Origin of the sequence: uncultured Pelagimonas sp. (assembly GCF_947498515.1) — a bacterium.
Lineage (GTDB): Bacteria > Pseudomonadota > Alphaproteobacteria > Rhodobacterales > Rhodobacteraceae > Pelagimonas.
This window is the reverse complement of record NZ_CANMKO010000015.1, coordinates 68,099-86,405: the sequence shown is the minus strand read 5'-3', so window position 1 is coordinate 86,405 and position 18,307 is coordinate 68,099. Positions and strand designations below refer to the sequence as shown.

Below are 18,307 nucleotides of genomic sequence, written 5' to 3'. Positions count from 1 at the left end.
AGTTCTATGAACAATGCAACAAGTTCGATAAAGTCGCCTGAAACGGAGTAATCAGCCTCCGGGAAAAACGGGGCGGTACAGTTTGGACGTTGCGCGCCACAGTTTTGCCAGGCAGTATGAAGCGGTTCCAACTGTCTTGGACAGGTTTGCGGCAAGATACGGCTGCATCGTAAAGTGAGCTAGCATCAACTTGGCCCTTTGTTGGCGAACAGCGCTGACCTGAACAGAGAGGCGACATGTCCGTTTGTGCTTTCGGTGAATTTGTTTGTTCTGTAGTGATTTCCAATGACTCTTAAATTAATGTCGTTTCAGGCGATCCAGAAACACGGTTATGACACCGTTATTGATGTTCGAAGCCCAGCAGAGTTCGCTGAAGACCATATTCCTGGAGCTATTAACCTCCCGGTTTTGGACGACCACGAGCGAGCAATGGTTGGAACAATTTACAAGCAAGAAAGCCCCTTTAAGGCGCGCAAAATTGGGGCCGCCTTGGTTTTTCGCAACGCTGCCAATCACATTGAAAAAAATCTTAGCCACCATGAAGGTGGCTGGAAACCCTTGGTTTATTGCTGGCGAGGCGGGAAGCGATCGGGTTCTTTTTCATGGATGCTGCGCGAGATTGGATGGCGGTCTGATCTAATCGAAGGCGGGTATCGCAGTTACAGGCGTCAGGTTACCCAATTGCTCTATGATTCAACCTTGGATCTGAGGTTTGTTCAATTGGGCGGCTACACTGGAACCGCCAAAACGGACATTTTACATAGGCTTAGAGACCTTGGGGCTCAAGTTCTTGATCTGGAAGGAGTCGCGCAGCATCGTGGATCATTGCTTGGCGCGATGCCGAGCGGGCAACCAGCCCAAAAGCGGTTTGAAAGCATACTGGCGCAAACGTTGAGCGGCTTTGATCCGAAGCGCCCCGTTTTGGTCGAGGCCGAAAGCAGCAAAATTGGTAAGTTGAACCTACCGCCGTCACTTTGGGAGGCAATGAAGAAGGCCCCATGGTTCGAGGTCACTGCTCATTTGTTCGCGCGCGCCAAATACTTGTCTCAAACCTATAGTGATGTGCTTGAAAATCGTGAGGAACTGGTGGCGCGGCTTCAGCCTTTGCGACATTTTCGAGGGCATGCCACCGTTGACAACTGGATGCAATTGATTGAACGCGGCGAGAATGTACAATTGTGTCTAGCCTTGTCGCAAGATCATTATGATCCGGCTTATGATAAGTCTATTCGATCTGTCGGGCCTAAGGTCATCCGTCGCTTTGACGTGGCGGATCTGTCAGTCGGAGCAATTGATGTTGTAACGCGCCAGATTGCTACGGACCTTCAGCAGATGGAAATCTGACCAATCTTGTCTGTTGTGCGTCCAATAAGGGCCGCGGTGTAGTCCGCTGCTTCTAGTGAGGCCAAAATTGGAGCGGGATCGCCTTCGACGGCGGCCAAAAGACCACCTGCAGTTTGAGGGTCGAACAACAGATCATTTATTGGCGATGACCTCGTGTCCGGCAAAACCTGTTTGTTTTCAAGAAAAAGGGACGAGCGGATTTTTTGCGTAGCAAGCTCGATGGCCCCTGGAAATGTTGGGACCGCTTCGAGGTTTAAATCAGCTCCGACATTTGAAGCCTGACAGATATTCATCAAATGCCCGGCGAGCCCGAAGCCAGTGACATCAGTCATAGCCTTAGCTTTCCCGAGGATGCGTGCGGCTTGCGCCTGAGATTGGCACATTTGCTCAAGAGCGAATGCAACCCAGTCTCCTTCGGCCAGCCCAGACATTTCCGCGGCCATCAGAACCCCAGAGCCAATAGGTTTGGTCAGAATTAAGGATTGGCCAGGTGAGGCACCGGAAATTGTTATAGGTGCTGTATCGCATGTTCCGACAACTGTGAAACCAATGGTTAATTCGCTCCCCTGCGAACTGTGCCCGCCGGCAATGACTGCTCCGACCTCGGAAAAAATGTGATCGGCGGTGGTCATAATCTCATGGAGTGACCGGGTGGCCAAAGCTGTCGACAGTCGTGGCAAGATTATTGTGGCGGTCGCGACCTGCGGCGTGGCCCCCATCGACCAGATATCGCCCAACGCATGATTTGCCGCGATTTTTGTCATCACGATTGGATCATTTACAAAGGCTCTGAGGTGGTCGGTGCTGATGACTTGTTGTACGCCGCCTGTGCAAAGTATCGCGGCATCATCTCCTGGAAGTCGTCGGATATCAGGCCGATCAAAGAGTGATCTTTGTGCCAGCGCATATTCGAGGGCCGGTTGACCGAGTTTAGAAGCGCATCCTCCACATAGTGGTGGGCCTCCGAGTTCTCCCTTTAATCCTGCTGCGCATTCTGTGGGCGGTTCTGGCTGATTAGTACCAGGTAGATTTTTGAACTTAGACATAAAGCTCTGGTCAATGCGGTTTTTCCATCGCCATACTGCAGCCCCCCGAAAAGCGACCCCAAATCTGTCTCCAAGAGCAGACTTTCGCCCTAGGGAGATTAGTTTCAAATAGTCTTTTTGAGGTTGATAATGCTTCAACCTCCGGTTTTCAGCAAGCGTGGCGCGCAAATTGTCAAACAAAGTATCGGCTTGTCGAACTGCGAAAACCCCTGCCTTTGGGCGTGGAGATTCCGACATATGGGCGCAATCTCCAACCGCAAAAATCGAAGGGTTCGAACTTTGTAGAGTTGATGACACTTCAATGAACCCATCGTTCAAATCTAGGCCAGTGCTGCGTAGCCAAGAATGCGGGTGTGCGCCTGCAGCTCCACAAACAAAACCTGCAGGAATCAGATTTTCACCCTCTAAAACAACGCCAAGTGCCGATATTTCGGATATCTTGGCGTGTTCAAGGATGTCTATGTTATAGGATTGCAACTCCGCTATCAGTTTCGTCCGAGCCGATTGGCGAAGAGAACCAACTACGCTTCCAGCATCAATCAAAGTGACTTTGTAGCCGCGTTGGCGAATGGACAACGCATGAGCAAAGGCAAGAGCAATTTCTACGCCGGCTATACCTCCACCAATTACGGCAACGTTGGCATCTCCGGGTTTCTGGCGAAATTGTTCCCAAGCGTATGCAAAAGCGTGCAGCGGTTTGGCGGGAGTCCCATGTTGTGAAAAGCCTTGTAAAGTAGGCATTTTGCTTGTGATGCCGACATCGATCGATGCGATATCAAAGTGAATGTTCTGTCCACATTCAAGTGAAACGAGCTGCTTTTCTTGATCAAGACCGGATGCTTTCCCGAGTATAACACGGGCACCTGAAAATCGGGCTAATCGGATCAAATCGATGTCCAACTCGGACCGTTGATAGTGCCCGGCAAGAAAACCGGGTAGCATTCCGGAGTAGGGCGCAGTTGGGCCCGGATTTATCAAAGTCACTCGAACACCCGCTAACGGGTTCATTCCCCATTTTCGCAACACCAAGGCATGACTATGACCGCCACCGACCAACACTAGATCGCGGGTAAAGGGGAAATCAGTTTTCTGCATTGTGGACTCCTACCGAAAGCCCATTACCATGTCTTGTAAATAAGGCACACCGCAATCAAGTCGCAATTGGATGCCGACAAGACAAGTTCAAAACAACGTGATGTCTTCCAAAATTGGTTTGGGGGGAGCCACAGGTTTCGCCGCTTCGGTTGGCGCTGCATCACTGCAAACAAGGAGCTGCTTCACCCGCCCAGTTGTCGGCCAGAACCGAATACGTCGTGCTTGGGTGCCACCTGTGCTTTCTGCCAAGCAAGGGATTCCTTCGTCTGATAGGAACTGGCGAGCGAACTCAGCATTGTCTTTCCCAATGTTACGAAGAGTACCTATCATGTTTCCACCACCAAAAACCTTGGCCTGCAGTTTGCTTCGTTCCGCGCCTTGTTTCAACAACCCGTTGATAAGTAATTCCATAGCATACGCCCCATATCGGACGTTTTCCCCTTCTGCACCGTCACGATTTGGTAAGAGAAAGTGGTTCATTCCACCGATTCCCCGAACGGTGTCTGAAAGACATACAGCTATGCATGATCCTAGCACAGTTGTAAGAACTGCTTCAGAGTCATCGGAGATAGTGTAATCTCCTTGGATGACATTCACTAGCTTTTCACGTTGAAAGTTCATGAGAGCACCTTTCTGTGCTGAACACTGTGCCATTTGGGGCCTTTCAACAGAGCAGGCCCAATTTGATCAATTGGCAAAGTAGATTGCGCCGCACCGATTTCTACGGCTGCTCGTGGCATGCCATACACGACAGAGCTTGCTTCATCTTGGGCAAAGGTTACGGCACCCGCTTGACGTAACTTTAATAGTCCTTTCGCTCCGTCTCTTCCCATGCCAGTCAAAATTGCCGCAGAAATTCGGGGTGCTAACTGGACAGATGACTCGAAAAGCATATCTACTGAGGGTAAGTGCCCTGTAACTTGGTCACCGTGCTGAAGGGTAGCGGACAGTATTGAACCTGTTTCGAGTACCAAATGGGCTTTGTTTCCGGCGCCTATTATTACATTTCCACGCTTCAATGGAGTGGGTTCCTGTGCCAATTTTACGCTTGGAGCGCATTGGCGATTCAAAAGCCCTGCTAAACTTGCGCCGAAACCCAAGCCAGTATGCTGAACAATCATTGTAGGCGGGCAATTGGATGGAAAGCACGACAGAACTTTCAAAAGCGCGTCGACACCACCGGTGCTGGCACCTATCAAAATGATAGGTTCTGATTGGGATGCCCTGCTGCTTTTAGGGCTTGCAACCTTATGCTTATGTGTTTTGGGGGCACATGCCGGCATTTTTGATCGTTGCATAGCGAGGCGGGCATCAGTTCTTTCCTTAGCCGACGCACTCTGCTTGGCCGGTGGGTGCCGGCAAGGCCCTGATCGCGTCAGACTGCGTAGTTGTCCTTCTATGACAGTTGCGGTTGCGTTTCCAGGGACGGAAAAAAGGTCCGAACCTACGTTTGTAGAAGACGTCGATCGATGGGCTTTATTAGGAGCGGTTAAAACCAACCAACGAACATCCAAGGTAGAAAACAGCGCCCTCATGACTTCGAATTCTTCCAAATTCGCAAGCGAATCTGAAATTAAAACAGCATTTGGTACGCGAGATTCGACTAGATTATAGGTATTCATCAGATCACCGGTGCAACCGATGACTTGAAAGCCAAGGATCCTTTCAACAAGTTCAGAGATTTGGTTTCTTTGTGTAGCGTTTGAAGTTGCGACAATTACCGTTTTGTTTGTCACAGATTGCCTCCTGAACCTGCGTTGTTGGAATTTTATATTCTCAGCGCGGCATATCTATATTTAGAGAAACCTACTTATAATTTACTTAAAAAAGCTCAGCAACTCCAGCGTCCTGTGCCTTTGCTGGTAAACCGTTTAGGCGCTGTGCCATCTCTCGTAGTGGCACCACATCCACGGCATCACTCGTGGAAACATTCCCTTCAGAATTAACCATTTCTGCAAGGCGATTTAAATAGCCTGCCAATGCACCAACAGATTGTTGTAAAACATCAAGCTCTTGAAGCATTTCAATGGTTTGGCCGCTGGGAACATTCTCGGCCTCCAAAAACACCACTTCCAATCCATGCTCCACTCGTTCAAGTCTTTCACGTAATCCATACAGTTCAGTAGCAACACGTACTGTAGCGATGTGGTGTGGTAGATGAGTATTGGACGCACTGTTCATAGACGGCCCACAACACTTTCTATGCATTGCTTCATAGATGAAGCCGTAAAAGGCTTTTTTATCATATTGTTCAACCCAAGTTTTTTTGCTTCATTTACAATTTCTGGGGTTGGGCGACCAGTAACCAAAATAAAACCAATTTTTTGCGTAGGTGGATGAGAGCGTACAGCTTTCAGTAGCCCTAATCCATCCAGACCAGGCATATTATAGTCGGACAACACGAGGTGAACCGGGCTAGTCGACAACCGGTCCAAAGCTTTTCGGCCATCGTTCTCAGTAATGTAGTTCTTAACACCAATATCATCCAGAGCTTGGGTGATAAGACCGCGGCTTGTGGCCATATCATCAACGACCATCACTCTCAGAGATTCCTTCAAACCCATCATACACTCCTGTTTTGCGTGTTTTGCACACGATTTGTGACCTTGTGGTAACTTGTGATCCCAATGCCCTCGAGATTACCAGTCGCTGGACCTGTTACTCTCTCTGAGTGCCCAATGAATAGTAAACCTTTAGGCGTTAATAGGTCACAAAACCTACTCCATAGATTTTGTTGCGTTGCCTGATCAAAGTAAATAGCAACATTTCGGCAAAAAATTACATCGAATGGACCATTGAAAGGCCAATTTGATATAAGATTGAGTTCGTTAAAAGTGATCAAATTTTTCAATTTATCTGATACGATGAAGTTTGACCCTTCGTCGACTGGTTTTATCCATTGATGTTTGTAGATGTCAGAAATCCCGTCAAGCTCATCAATGGAGTATTTTCCCTCGCGCGCTTTTGAAATCACCTTTGGATCAATATCTGTCGCCAGTATCTTAACGTCGTATTGGTCGACGTCTGGGAATTTGTTAAATATGGTCATCGCGGTTGAGTATGGTTCTGGGCCAGCGGAACAACCTGCGGACCATATTCGAACTCGATGTCCTGACTTCGCTTTTGGTATGAGCTCCGTACTTAAGACTTCCTGAAGGGTTTCGAAGTGATGATTCTCGCGGAAAAAACTTGTTACATTGGTTGTCAACGCGGAAATAAGCTCGAATCTTTCACTTTCTTCCTCCGGAATCGACAATAGGGAGATGTATTCTGAAAAGCTTGATACATTCCTGGCTCTTAGTCGCTTTGAAAGCCTAGAATAAACCAAAGGTTTTTTGCTTTCGGCCAAGTTTAAACCGAATTTTGACTTTGCCAAGCACGCTAGAGAACCAAAATCTCTATCGCTGAATGGAATTTCTTTTGATTCTGCGTTTATTGAGGCAGTTTTCATTGCGGGGTGCCCATTGATGTTTCCAGGACTGCATCTAAGTTTACTACACGGACCATTGTGTCATTCACGGATATCATTCCACGAATGCTGTGTTTGGTCGCCTCTGATTTGATGTCAGGAGTCTCTTGAATAGCACTTTTCTCAACGGATAAAATTTCTGACACAGACTCTACGAGAAGCCCGATGGTCGTTCCATTTACTGCAGCGACAATTACGACATTGCGCTCATTTCCAGGAGTGGGGCCCAGTCCAAATCGTGCGGCCAGATCAAAAATTGGTATAACGGCCCCTCGGAGATTCATAACACCTAGCACGTCGTCAGGCGTATGGGGGAGAGCTGTCACTGGTGTCCATCGGCGAATTTCCCTAATTTGGGTGATTTCCAAACAGTAGTTTTGACCACCTGCGGAGAACGTAATGAACTCAAACTGGGAATCGGCAAGTACTTCTGCGGACTCAGGCATGGTGAAGCTCCATTCTAGTGTTTTGGGAAAATGGGTCCAAGGGGTTGGAGTGGGCAAGCTTTATTAGCTCTTCGGGGTCGAGAATGAGTGCGATCTTTCCATCTCCCAAAATTGTAGCTGCTGAAACGCCGGGAATAGCGGTATAGTTACTCTCTAGGCTTTTTATTACAACTTGACGCTGGTCGTGAATTGCAGAGACGCGCAACGCTGTAAGGTCCTGAGATTCCGTAGCAACTAAAAGGAGAATTCCGGTTGATTTTTCACCACTTTTTCCTTTTTGACCAAGGCTATGGGCGACATCAACTATCGGGACATAGGATCCCCGCACACTGACCACTTGGCTATCTGTTCCAACGACATGAATGTCTTTTGCATTTGGCCGAATGGTTTCTAAGATCGATGAAATTGGAATAACCATTGTTTGATCGCCTACAGATATTACAAACCCATCCATAACTGCCAATGTCAGCGGAAGCACAATAGTAAAGGTTGTTCCCTTTCCAGGTGTGGATGTTATGGAAACGCGACCGCCAAGCGCTTGAACTGCGTTTTTGACAACGTCCATTCCCACGCCACGTCCAGAAAGGTTTGAGACTTGTCCGGCTGTCGAGAAACCAGGAAGGAACAGTAGGTTGTCAATCTCGGGTTCAGAAAGTTCGACATCTGGAGCGACCAAGTTCTTTTCTATCGCTTTCGCGAGAATGCGTTCACGGTCTAGTCCCGCTCCATCATCGGAAATCTCAATGAAAACACTGCCTGATCTATGCGCTGCTGACAAACGGATTGTACCGATCGGCTCCTTGCCAGCGGCCTCTCGAATATCGGAAGTTTCGAGCCCATGATCTACGGCGTTCCTGATCATATGTGTCAGAGGATCAGCTAACCGTTCGATTACTGTCTTGTCGACTTCAGTGGAATCCCCAACCGTGACAAGCTTGGCCTTTTTGTGAGTTGCGTCCGATGCTTCGCGTACGATGCGGGACATGCGCTGAAAGAGAGGTTTGACAGGTTGAGCCCGAATTGCCATGACACCTTCTTGAATGTCACGTGCTAGAAGCTTGTAGGCTTCAAGCTCGTTGGTCAGATGGGCAACAGTGGGTAGATCTAGCTCTTCGATCCGCTGCGAAATCATCGCTTGATTGATAATCAACTCACCAACCGTGTTGATAAGGCGGTCGACGCGGTCCAAATCAACTCGCAGTGTCGGTTTCGGTCCTCGTGATTCCTTTTGCGCTGCTCCACTTGGTGCGGGAGCCGGGGCAGGCGTGGGTTTTTGCTCCTCGATCGCCTTTGTTTTGGGCGATTCGAGTGCCGGTGCCTGCTCTATTGGAGTCTCTTCAGCAGAACCACTTGGGGTCGGTTGTTGGAGCTCTTGCACTGGTTCGGTGGGCAACGCTTCAGGCTTTGGGAGTGAAACGGAAGCCTTTTCTTTGGAGATTTGTAGATCGCAGAGCCCTTCAACGAATTCAAACACTTCCTGGAGGGACTGTTCATCCTTGTTGGTGACCAGTTCCATCTCCCAAGCGATGACCGCGTCGTTTGGATCGAAAGAGTCAAAGCTCGGTAGCCTATTTAGGTCTGCTGCCACCGTAAGGGAGCCTAGTTCTGCCAATGCATCAAACAATAGCAGTGGCTCATGGCCATTTTCATACAATGTACGTTCAGGTTTGAAATGTATCTTGAAGACACATTCGGTATTGGCTTGTTCGTCTGTTGTTTCAGCCTCTTCCAATGGAATATCGGGGAGTTCGATGGCGGCTGGTCCGTCGAAGTCCAGAGTAACGGCTGAAAAGCTGAATTCTTCGGTAGCGGTTTCTGCGCCGAGATACCCCTCCAGGTCTTTAATAATCGCGCTTTCAGCAGTTGGATCGAGATCTGTATCATCACGAGCTGAAGCGACAAGATCAGAGAGCTGATCGCCCGACCGGTGGAACAAAGCCATCAATTTTTCGTCGACAGCAAGTTCTCGATCGCGAACTTTGTCCATTACCGTTTCGAACGTATGCGCGAAGTTAACAAGCCTATCGAGGGCGAAAGCACCTGCGCCGCCCTTTATCGAATGTACTGAACGGAAAACCGCATTGATGACTTCCATGTCATCACTGGTCTCTTCCATTTGGGCGAGACCCTCGACGAGGGCTTCAAGTAGCTCCTCGCATTCTTCAAAGAATGTATTTCGAATTGAGTTCATTGACATTAGCTTACGTGTCCCGTCAGCCGCTGTAGTACTGACACCAATGAAGTGTCATCGAATGGCTTCACAATCCAACCCGTTGCGCCGGCTCCGCGAGCCCGTGCCTTCAAGTCGTCTGAGCTCTCTGTTGTGAGCACCAAAATCGGGACGTTTGTCCGGTTTGGTCCACTGCGAAGACTGTCGATTACACCAAAGCCATCCATTTTGGGCATATTGATATCTGTAATTACGACGTCTGGATCGACGTCTGGAAAGACCTCGACGCCTTCCTGTCCATCGCAGGCCGAATGAAACTCAAAACCTGCACTTTCTAGCGAGACCCGCAGCAAGTTTCGGATGGTGCGCGAGTCGTCTATCGCCAACACTTTTGTGGTCATTGCGGATTCTCCTTGTCGAAATAGTCGGAGTCCAAACCCAGCCTTTGGAGACCTTCTCTGAAGGAGGGGGACATGTCTTTCACTTTGAAGTCTGCCCCGTCGGTGAGCCATTGACGTTCTGCAACCAACAATAGTTGCAGCCGGTGAGAGTCCAAACGCCGCACATCACGTGCAGATACTGTCACCGGGTTGTTCCGTGCACTGAGGAGGAACGGGACCAAAGGGTCTTCCCCAGAGCGGGCTCGGGCGGTTCCCAAGGCATGGAAATGTATATCTGACATATTGATACTGCTTCCCTTTCGGCATCATGTGCGCCGATGGTGCGGCACGTTTGATGACACTCAGGAATAAGCATCCTGTCTTAACAAAGGGTTTGACTCTGGTCGGTTGTTTTCAATTCGAACGAAGTCGGTTTCAGATTCAAAAAGATCAAATAAAACAAAGAGAGGCTGGTCATTTCTGACCAACCTCTCCGGATTTTGTGGCCTACAAAGGCTATTTTTTTATTAGGCGGCTTTAGAGGTATTGCCAAAACGACCGTAAAAACTCTGACCTTTTTTTGCCATGTCGCGCAATAGGGCAGGGCAAGCAAAACGATCCCCATAAGCCGCTTGAAGCTGATCGCAGCGTTCAGCTGCGTATTCGGACCCAATCATATCGAGCCAGCTAAGTGGCCCGCCGGACCAAGGGGCAAAACCCCATCCCAAGATCGCGCCAACATCGCCTTCGCGGATGTCCATCAGAACGTTTTCTTCTAGGGCACGTACGGCTTCTAGAACTTGAGCAAACAACAGACGATGCTGAACCTCGATCAGGTCAGGTTGATCTTCGGAAGGGGCATATTTGTCTGCCAAATCGGCCCAAAGGCCCTGACGCTTCCCTTTTTCATCATAAGCATAAAAACCGGCATTGGCCTTGCGACCCAAGCGACCTTCGTCTGCCATCCAGAACAGGATTTCATCGCAGGTATCATCGTAGTCATCACCCATGGCAGCTTTGGTCGCCTTGGCGATTTTCACACCCAGATCGATCGAGGTTTCGTCGGTTAGCTGCAACGGACCAAGTGGCATACCGACCATTTTGGCCGCGTTTTCGATCAGAGCGGGGGCAACCCCTTCAGTGACCATGCGGATGCCTTCGTTGATATAAGGAATGATGCAGCGGTTGGCGTAGAAGAAGCGTGCATCGTTCACAACGATTGGAGTCTTGCGGATTTGGCGCACGTAGTCGAGCGACTTGGCCACAGCGCGATCACCCGTTTCCTTGCCTTTGATGATCTCGACCAGCATCATTTTCTCGACAGGGGAGAAGAAGTGAATGCCGATAAACTGATCTGAGCGGACCGATGCCTTGGCCAGATCCGAGATCGGCAATGTCGAGGTGTTGGTGGCAAAGATGCAGTCTTCGTCGATGATGGCCTCAACCTTTTTGGTCATCTCGGCTTTGACAGCCATGTCTTCAAAGACGGCTTCGATGATCAAGTCGCAGCCTTTGAGCGCCTCAAGGTCGGTGGTCGCAGTGATGCGCGCCAACAGGGCCGCTTTCTTTTCAGGTGTGGATTTGCCGCGTTTGATGCCTTTGTCAGCGTAGCTTTCAGTATAGGCCTTGCCGCGATCCGCCGCTTCTTGGTTGGTGTCGATCAAGACAACTTCCATACCGGCCTGAGCCGAGACCAAAGAAATGCCGGCGCCCATCATGCCGGCACCCAAAACACCGACCTTTTTGACCGATTGATCCGGAACATTGGCCGGGCGAACCGCGCCTTTGTCCAGCGCCTCTTTGTTGATGAACAGCGAGCGGATCATGTTGCCAGAGCTTGGGTTCATCAAGACGTTGACGAACCAACGCGCTTCGATCTTCAGGGCCGTGTCAAACGGCACCATCGCACCTTCGTACACGGCGGATAACATCGCTTTGGCGGCCGGGTAGACGCCTTGGGTCTTGCCGTTGACCATGGCCGACGCGCCAACAAAGGTCATGAAACCAGCGGGGTGATAGGGGGCACCACCGGGCATTTTGTAGCCCTTGGCATCCCATGGCTTGAGAATGTCGGCGTCTTTGGCATTCAGAACCCATTCTTTGGCGGAAGCCAAAGGATCTTCGACAACTTCGTCAATCAGACCCGCTGCCTTGGCTTTTTTGGGCTCAGACAGCTTGCCTTCGAGCAGGAAGGGCGAGGCCCCCATCGCACCCAACTTGCGCGCCAGACGGGTTGTGCCACCGGCACCGGGGAAGATACCAACCATCACTTCGGGCAAGCCAATTTTGGCCTTTGGATTGTCGGCGGCAAAAATGCGGTGCGTCGACAGCGGGATTTCCAAACCAATGCCAAGCGCGGTGCCGGGCAGGGCGGCCGCAATCGGTTTGCCACCTTTGTTGGTTTTTGGGTCCATCCCGGCGCGTTCGATTTTGCGCAGCACCTCGTGCATGTGCATGATGCCGTCAAACAAGCCCTGAGCTGGGTTGTCACCAGCCATTTCTTTCATCTTGGCAATAACGTTGAGGTCCATGCCGCCAGCAAAGCTATCCTTGCCAGATGTAATAACGATACCTTTAACGGCGTCATCCGCGAGCGCATCGTCGACTTGCGTGCTAAGCGCTTCGAGCGCCTCCAGGCTCAGAACGTTCATAGACTTGTCTTTGACGTCCCAGGTGATGACGGCGACGCCATCGGCGCCTTTTTCCATAGTGAAATCGGTCACTGTTCTTCTTCTCCCGATGGATTTGGGTGTTTGCCGGTCCAATGATGGTGTCCCAGCGCGTTCAAGATCGACGACATACGCCATAGGCCGTCGTCGGGGTGGAGGAGGGCTGAGGCAGTGTAGGGCGCGCGAATGCGGGTCCCGTGCCTCAGGAAATGGCTGTGGTATGTGGCGATGACGGTTCCATCATGGCAGGGTTCAAAGCCCACCTTTTCGCGCACAATTAGATCGGCTTGCATGGCGTCCATCGCCACGAGGTAATAGTCGAAGTTTTGCGCAACCTCTTCGCGGGTCTGCAAGGTGACGGGCCCGTTCTGAGTGATCAAAGAAAACGGCAACCGAATCCGGGCATTCCAGCGCGTGATGTCGCGTGTGAGAAAGGGATCGGTGATGTCGGCCAGAAAGGCGTCAAATTGCGCATCGTCAAAGGTCATGTGTCCTCCATTGCGCTGCCGTCCTTGCGGGTGAAAGCCATCTTCCCGTCGGCGGCGGTCACCATCATGTCGATGTCAGAGTACCAGCCGGTTTCGGTCGGTGTTCGCGTACCAACAACAAGGAAAGCCCCGTCTTGGCCCGACAAATTGACGATGTGATGGCCATTCGCATCACCGGCGGGAAAGGCGCAGCAATCGCCAACCTTCAACGGCGTTTCGCCATTGTCGTCGATCAAGGTGAGCGCCCCTTCGATCACGATAAGGAACTCATCTTGCTTTTCATGCCAATGGCGTAACGACGAGGCGGCCTTGGGGGCTAAACGCACCAAATTGGCACCGAATTGCGTCAATCCACCTGCATCGCCGAGACCTTGTTGGCTACGGCCCGCCATCTGGTCGGCCAGTTTTCCAGGGTACGAGGACCCAGTGCGTGTCGGAACTGCGGAAATATCAATCTTGGGCATCTTTAAACCTATCGCTGTTCAATTCTTCGGGTGAAAGCTTTGCAAGGTCGGGGCTAATGACTGTCAGATTGCGATTGTTGACGCGCGCAAACAGGCTGCTGGCCAACCAATGTCCGCCTCTGAGTTCCAGTCGCATATCGCTCTCGAAAGGAGGCATGACATAGCTTCCGCCACGCAACGCTATGGTGCGATGCCGACCTGAAATGACGGTTTGTTCAGGGTTGTCAAATTGCGCGGTCAAACACACCCGATGATAGGCTTGGGCGCCCGCCAACTCTAAACTGTCCCGCAGGGCTTTGGCGGTTTGGGTCAGTTGGGACGGTAACGTGACATGGGCCCCCGTATCCAACGTGCGGATCACGATCGGAAAGCCAAACTGGTTGACCAGCCGCTCCCAATCGCGCGACCAAACGGCTTCGCTGACTTTATCGAGGTTATCTTGATAGATATCTTTGGCGGGTGTCTGGTTCATGAGGCGGCCCCGCCGGTGGTCCAGTCGCGATGGCCAATGATATTGTCCATCCGAACCATCTGCCAAAAGCCATCCCTTAGGCGTTCAAAGGTGATGGTCGAGTCATAGGGTTTGACCACCAGATTGGCATTGCTAAGAACGTATGTCCGGCAAGAGCCGACCATGCGTGTCTCACCCTCCATACGGACGTCCAGCGGTTTGCGGATCACATCTGTTACATTGTGAACGTCAAAAGACGCCATGTAGTAGCCGAATTCATGGCGAAGCTCTTCTTCAGTATAAAAGGACATTTCGCCGGATTTGCCTGTTACTGTTAGGGGCAAAGCACAGGCCCGTGACCAGGCATTGAAATCCTTGCAAAGCGCGGCCTGTGACAACCAATTCAACAACACCTGAAAACAAGCGAGGTGAAAGTCGTGCTCGTTGGCCGGTGCATCCGATAGCGGCATGACCTGACCATCGATCTGGGGAAGCACATTCCATTGATCCCGCAAAACCGCCATGTCGGTTTCACTAATGCGCCATTCGCCGTCGCGAAATTCCAAACGCATTCTGGCCAAAAACGGCAAGATTGCTGGGTCTTGACCGGTAAAAGCATGGACCGAATTATACCCTTCAATTTCGGTGTCACTTTTATAGACAGCACTTTCGCACACTCTATCCAACCGGGTAACACCCCGCGCCCGTAGCGCGTGAATGTAATAATCAACCGCTTTGTACAGCTCCGCCTCGGTTTCGAAATGGACCCGCGTATCAACGGTGCGTAAGACGTGGGGAAGATGCAGCCCCGCCATAAAACCGGCAACATCACCTTCCGCGATCGCGCGTGTCAGCGGATCGAGGCGGCTTTGATACAGTTTTATGGCGGATGTATGCTGCATTGTTGTTCTTACACGCGTTCGATGATGGTCGCTGCGCCCATGCCGGATGCGATGCACAATGTGGCAAGGCCAACGCCTTTGCCGCTGCGCTCTAGCTCATCCAACAACGTTCCGATGATGATAGCGCCGGTGGCTCCAAGGGGGTGCCCCATAGCGATCGATCCGCCGTTCACGTTGACCTTGCTATCATCCACGTCAAAGGCCTGCATGAAGCGCAGAACAACCGACGCAAAGGCTTCGTTGACCTCGAACAGATCGATGTCATTGATGGTCATGCCGTGATCAGCCAAAATCTTTTGGGTCACAGGTACCGGGCCAGTCAGCATGATTGTCGGGTCGGTCCCGATCTTGGCGGTGGCGCGGATGCGGGCCCGTGGCTTCAAGCCGTGCTTTTCTCCGAACTCTTTGTTGCCAATCAAAACGGCGGCGGAGCCATCCACAATGCCCGAACTGTTGCCCGCATGGTGGATGTGGTTGATGCGCTCAAGATGGGGGTATTTCATCAAGGCGATCTTGTCGAAGCCGGGCATGACTTCGCCCATGTCCTTGAATGACGCCTTAAGTTTCGCCAGATCGTCAACACCGGTGCCGGGGCGCATGTATTCATCACGATCCAGAATGGTAAGGCCGTTCTGGTCGATGACCGGCACAACAGAGTTGGCAAAGCGATTGTCTGCCCAAGCTGCGGCGGCACGTTTTTGCGATTCAACCGCCAGTGCGTCGGCGTCTTCGCGGCTAAAGCCATATTCGGTTGCGATAATATCGGCGGAAATGCCCTGCGGAACAAAATAACTGTCCATTGCGAGGCTTGGGTCAACAGCAATCGCAGCGCCATCAGCACCCATCGCAACTCGGCCCATCATTTCGACACCACCGGCGATATAGGCATCGCCTGCGCCGCCTTTGACTTGATTGGCCGCAAGGTTCACGGCTTCCATGCCTGATGCACAGAACCGGTTGATCGCCAAACCGGGAATGGATTGATCCAAGTCAGAGGCCAAAACCGCGGAGCGCGCCAAGCAGCCGCCTTGTTCCATAACCTGGGTGACGTTGCCCCAGATCACATCCTCAACGGCATGGCCTTCCAGATTATTGCGCTCTTTCATGGCGTTCAGCATTTGCGCAGAAAGGCGCAGGCTGGTCACCTCGTGAAGGCTGCCATCTTTGCGGCCTTTGCCACGCGGGGTGCGGGCGGCGTCATAGATATATGCTTCGGTCATTCTTGTCTTCCTTGGTCAAGCTCGGTCCGCGGGGGAGCCGGGCATCAAATCATAGGGGTGCTTCCAACCGTCGAGCCGTTCGATATTCGAAAGCCAACGATCAATTTCGGGCCAGTCCGAGCGGGTAAATCCGAACGGTTCTGGGTAAAACAGGTAGCCGCAACAGCTTAGATCGGCGTTGGTCACACCGTTTCCAACGATCCAATCCCGCCCTTGCAGGTGATCATTGAGCACTTTGTAAGCGGCGTTTAGGCGGCCTTGCATAAACCCGATCACGGGGGCAGGGCGCTTGTCCTCGGGGAGGAAGTTCATCAGAAAACGGGTCATTCCAGCTTGGGAAGAAAGCTTGTGATTGTCCCAAAACATCCAGCGCATGACTTCGCGTGCCTCTTCGGGTGTCTGGCCACCAAACTTGCCGCTTTTCTCGGTGATATACATCTGGATCACTCCAGACTGGGTCAACCGTGTGTCCCCGTCAATAAGGGCTGGAGCTTCACCCATTTCATTGACGTTTTCGCGGTAATCCGGCGTGCGGGTCTCACCATTGAAAAAATCAACTTTGACCGGTTCCCAATCCAACCCTGAGAGTTGAAGCGCAAGAGCGGCTTTGTAAGCGTTCCCGCTTTCTCCAAAGCAAAAAAGTTTCATGGTCATGGCGCGTTTCCTCCGATGGCGCTTATTTCGCGGACAGAGGCGGTGATTTTGCATCCCCGCACCCCTGCAAAGTTTATTTGGCAAGATGAAGCGCGGCTCAATTCAGGGTTTGTTAAGCCTAATGTTGCTACAACGTTCTTGCGTTGCAGGCTGGAGAGCTGAGCAACGTGCGAGGTGAAGCTCCGCTGCCCCGCCTGCGGTCCGCTTGGCGGTCGGGCAGGATGGTGGAGCTGACCGATTGCTGCCCAGCTGCCGGGCCCGATATGCGGTTTCGTTTCATCTTGCCATACAAACTCCACGGGGGTCTGGGGGTGTGAAGCCCCCAGTCCAATCCTTTCCGCAAAGTCCATTGGCTTTACACTCAAAGTGCCCTCGCAATCAGTTCCTTCATGATCTCATTAGTACCGCCATAGATGCGTTGCACGCGGGCATCGGCCCACATTTCCCCAACGGCATATTCTTGCATGTAACCATAGCCACCGTGCAATTGCAGGCACTCGTCCAACACGTCACCTTGAGCATCTGTGAGCCAGTATTTGGCCATGGCTGCTTTATCGACGGTCAGTTTGCCAGCGATCAGTTCGGCCATACACTCATCAAGAAACGCGCGGCAAACCTTGGTTTTGGTCACACATTCGGCCAGCTTAAACCGGGTGTTTTGGAACTGTGTCAGTGGTCCACCAAAGGCCTCGCGTTCTTTGCAGTAGGCAATGGTGCGTTCGACCGCCCCTTCCATGGCGCCCATGGACATGCAGGCAATAACCATGCGCTCTTGAGGGAGCTGTTGCATAAGCTGATAGAACCCTTGGTTCTCTTCGCCGCCCAAAAGGTTTTCTGGGGCGATCTCGACATTGTCAAAGAACAGCTCGGACGTATCCGCCGCGTGACAGCCGATTTTCTCCAAATTCCGACCGCGTTGAAACCCTTCGGCCTCATCGGTTTCGACCACCATCAAGGATACGCCTTTGGACCCTTGGGCTGGATCAGTCTTTGCAGCGACGATGATGAGATTGGCGTGCTGACCATTGGTGATGAACGTCTTTTGCCCCGACAATTTATAGGCATTTCCGTCTTTGACGGCCTTGGTTTTGATCGCTTGTACATCCGACCCGGTTGAAGGTTCGGTCATCGCCAAAGCGCCGACCAACTCGCCCGTAACCAATTTCGGCAGCCAGCGTTGCTTTTGATCCTCGGTGCCATAGGCCAAAACATAATGGGCGACGATGCCGGAATGGATGCCCACGCCCCAACTGGCCAAATTCGCCCGGTTGGATTCCATCAAAATGACGGCTTCGTGGCCGAAATCACCGCCGGCTCCACCGTATTCTTCGGGGATCGAAGGGCCAAGAAGCCCCAACTCACCGGCCTGTTGCCAAATCTCGCGGTCCATCTGTCCCTGTTTTCGCCATTTGTCGAAAAGAGGAGACCACTCGGTTTCGATGAACTTCTGCGTCATCTCTGCCAACATTTGGTGTTCGTCTGTCATCCAACTCATCAGTGGATCTCTTT

General features: G+C 51.5%; 19 protein-coding genes. 1 reads left to right on the top strand and 18 read right to left on the bottom strand.

Annotated features, from left to right (window positions below):
- The first annotated feature begins 285 nt into the window (after nt 1-285).
- The gene (gene mnmH / locus Q1A43_RS21365; protein WP_299938707.1) at nt 286-1,344 is read left to right on the top strand and encodes a tRNA 2-selenouridine(34) synthase MnmH; all 1,059 of its coding nucleotides are present in this window, start codon (nt 286-288) and stop codon (nt 1,342-1,344) included.
- Here the strand turns inward: mnmH and selD are convergent.
- From selD to Q1A43_RS21275, 18 genes are all read right to left on the bottom strand, one after another.
- Nucleotides 1,326-3,485 carry a selenide, water dikinase SelD gene (gene selD / locus Q1A43_RS21360; protein WP_299938705.1) on the bottom strand — a complete coding sequence of 720 codons (2,160 nt, stop codon included), beginning with the start codon at nt 3,483-3,485 and terminating at the stop codon, nt 1,326-1,328. The genes mnmH and selD overlap by 19 nt on opposite strands.
- Nucleotides 3,486-3,572: 87 nt before the next feature.
- Nucleotides 3,573-4,106 carry a chemotaxis protein CheD gene (locus tag Q1A43_RS21355; RefSeq protein ID WP_299938703.1) on the bottom strand — a complete coding sequence of 178 codons (534 nt, stop codon included), beginning with the start codon at nt 4,104-4,106 and terminating at the stop codon, nt 3,573-3,575.
- A complete protein-coding gene (locus Q1A43_RS21350; protein ID WP_299938701.1) occupies nt 4,103-5,221 on the bottom strand; it encodes a CheB methylesterase domain-containing protein in 1,119 nt (372 codons plus the stop codon). The genes Q1A43_RS21355 and Q1A43_RS21350 overlap by 4 nt, the downstream gene beginning before the upstream one ends.
- 85 nt (nt 5,222-5,306) lie before the next feature.
- Nucleotides 5,307-5,666 carry a hypothetical protein gene (locus tag Q1A43_RS21345; protein ID WP_299929987.1) on the bottom strand — a complete coding sequence of 120 codons (360 nt, stop codon included), beginning with the start codon at nt 5,664-5,666 and terminating at the stop codon, nt 5,307-5,309.
- Complete coding sequence (locus Q1A43_RS21340; RefSeq protein WP_299929990.1) at nt 5,663-6,049, bottom strand: response regulator; 387 nt, start codon at nt 6,047-6,049, stop codon at nt 5,663-5,665. Before Q1A43_RS21340 ends, Q1A43_RS21345 begins: the two co-directional genes overlap by 4 nt.
- On the bottom strand, nt 6,049-6,936 hold the full coding sequence (locus Q1A43_RS21335) for a protein-glutamate O-methyltransferase CheR (protein WP_299938699.1): 888 nt from the start codon (nt 6,934-6,936) through the stop codon (nt 6,049-6,051). The genes Q1A43_RS21340 and Q1A43_RS21335 overlap by 1 nt, the downstream gene beginning before the upstream one ends.
- Complete coding sequence (locus Q1A43_RS21330) at nt 6,933-7,400, bottom strand: chemotaxis protein CheW (RefSeq protein ID WP_299929995.1); 468 nt, start codon at nt 7,398-7,400, stop codon at nt 6,933-6,935. The genes Q1A43_RS21335 and Q1A43_RS21330 overlap by 4 nt, the downstream gene beginning before the upstream one ends.
- Nucleotides 7,393-9,597, bottom strand: coding sequence for a chemotaxis protein CheA (locus Q1A43_RS21325; protein WP_299938696.1), 2,205 nt, complete (start codon nt 9,595-9,597; stop codon nt 7,393-7,395). The genes Q1A43_RS21330 and Q1A43_RS21325 overlap by 8 nt, the downstream gene beginning before the upstream one ends.
- Entirely contained in the window at nt 9,597-9,971 is a 375-nt protein-coding gene (locus Q1A43_RS21320; protein WP_299930001.1) for a response regulator, read from the bottom strand. Before Q1A43_RS21320 ends, Q1A43_RS21325 begins: the two co-directional genes overlap by 1 nt.
- Nucleotides 9,968-10,252 (bottom strand): STAS domain-containing protein, encoded by a 285-nt coding sequence (locus Q1A43_RS21315; RefSeq protein ID WP_299930004.1) that lies wholly within the window; start codon nt 10,250-10,252, stop codon nt 9,968-9,970. The genes Q1A43_RS21320 and Q1A43_RS21315 overlap by 4 nt, the downstream gene beginning before the upstream one ends.
- Nucleotides 10,253-10,477: 225 nt before the next feature.
- Nucleotides 10,478-12,673, bottom strand: coding sequence for a 3-hydroxyacyl-CoA dehydrogenase NAD-binding domain-containing protein (locus Q1A43_RS21310; protein ID WP_299938694.1), 2,196 nt, complete (start codon nt 12,671-12,673; stop codon nt 10,478-10,480).
- The gene (locus Q1A43_RS21305; protein ID WP_299938690.1) at nt 12,670-13,107 is read right to left on the bottom strand and encodes a hypothetical protein; all 438 of its coding nucleotides are present in this window, start codon (nt 13,105-13,107) and stop codon (nt 12,670-12,672) included. Before Q1A43_RS21305 ends, Q1A43_RS21310 begins: the two co-directional genes overlap by 4 nt.
- A complete protein-coding gene (locus Q1A43_RS21300; protein ID WP_299938688.1) occupies nt 13,104-13,571 on the bottom strand; it encodes a cupin domain-containing protein in 468 nt (155 codons plus the stop codon). Before Q1A43_RS21300 ends, Q1A43_RS21305 begins: the two co-directional genes overlap by 4 nt.
- Nucleotides 13,558-14,043 carry a hypothetical protein gene (locus Q1A43_RS21295; protein WP_299938685.1) on the bottom strand — a complete coding sequence of 162 codons (486 nt, stop codon included), beginning with the start codon at nt 14,041-14,043 and terminating at the stop codon, nt 13,558-13,560. Before Q1A43_RS21295 ends, Q1A43_RS21300 begins: the two co-directional genes overlap by 14 nt.
- On the bottom strand, nt 14,040-14,924 hold the full coding sequence (locus tag Q1A43_RS21290; RefSeq protein WP_299938682.1) for a hypothetical protein: 885 nt from the start codon (nt 14,922-14,924) through the stop codon (nt 14,040-14,042). The genes Q1A43_RS21295 and Q1A43_RS21290 overlap by 4 nt, the downstream gene beginning before the upstream one ends.
- Nucleotides 14,925-14,932: 8 nt before the next feature.
- Entirely contained in the window at nt 14,933-16,144 is a 1,212-nt protein-coding gene (locus Q1A43_RS21285; protein ID WP_299930018.1) for an acetyl-CoA C-acetyltransferase, read from the bottom strand.
- Between the two features lie 15 nt (nt 16,145-16,159).
- Complete coding sequence (locus Q1A43_RS21280) at nt 16,160-16,798, bottom strand: glutathione S-transferase (RefSeq protein WP_299930020.1); 639 nt, start codon at nt 16,796-16,798, stop codon at nt 16,160-16,162.
- Nucleotides 16,799-17,159: 361 nt separating this feature from the next.
- Nucleotides 17,160-18,293, bottom strand: coding sequence for an acyl-CoA dehydrogenase family protein (locus tag Q1A43_RS21275; RefSeq protein ID WP_299938679.1), 1,134 nt, complete (start codon nt 18,291-18,293; stop codon nt 17,160-17,162).
- Between the last annotated feature and the right edge of the window lie 14 nt (nt 18,294-18,307).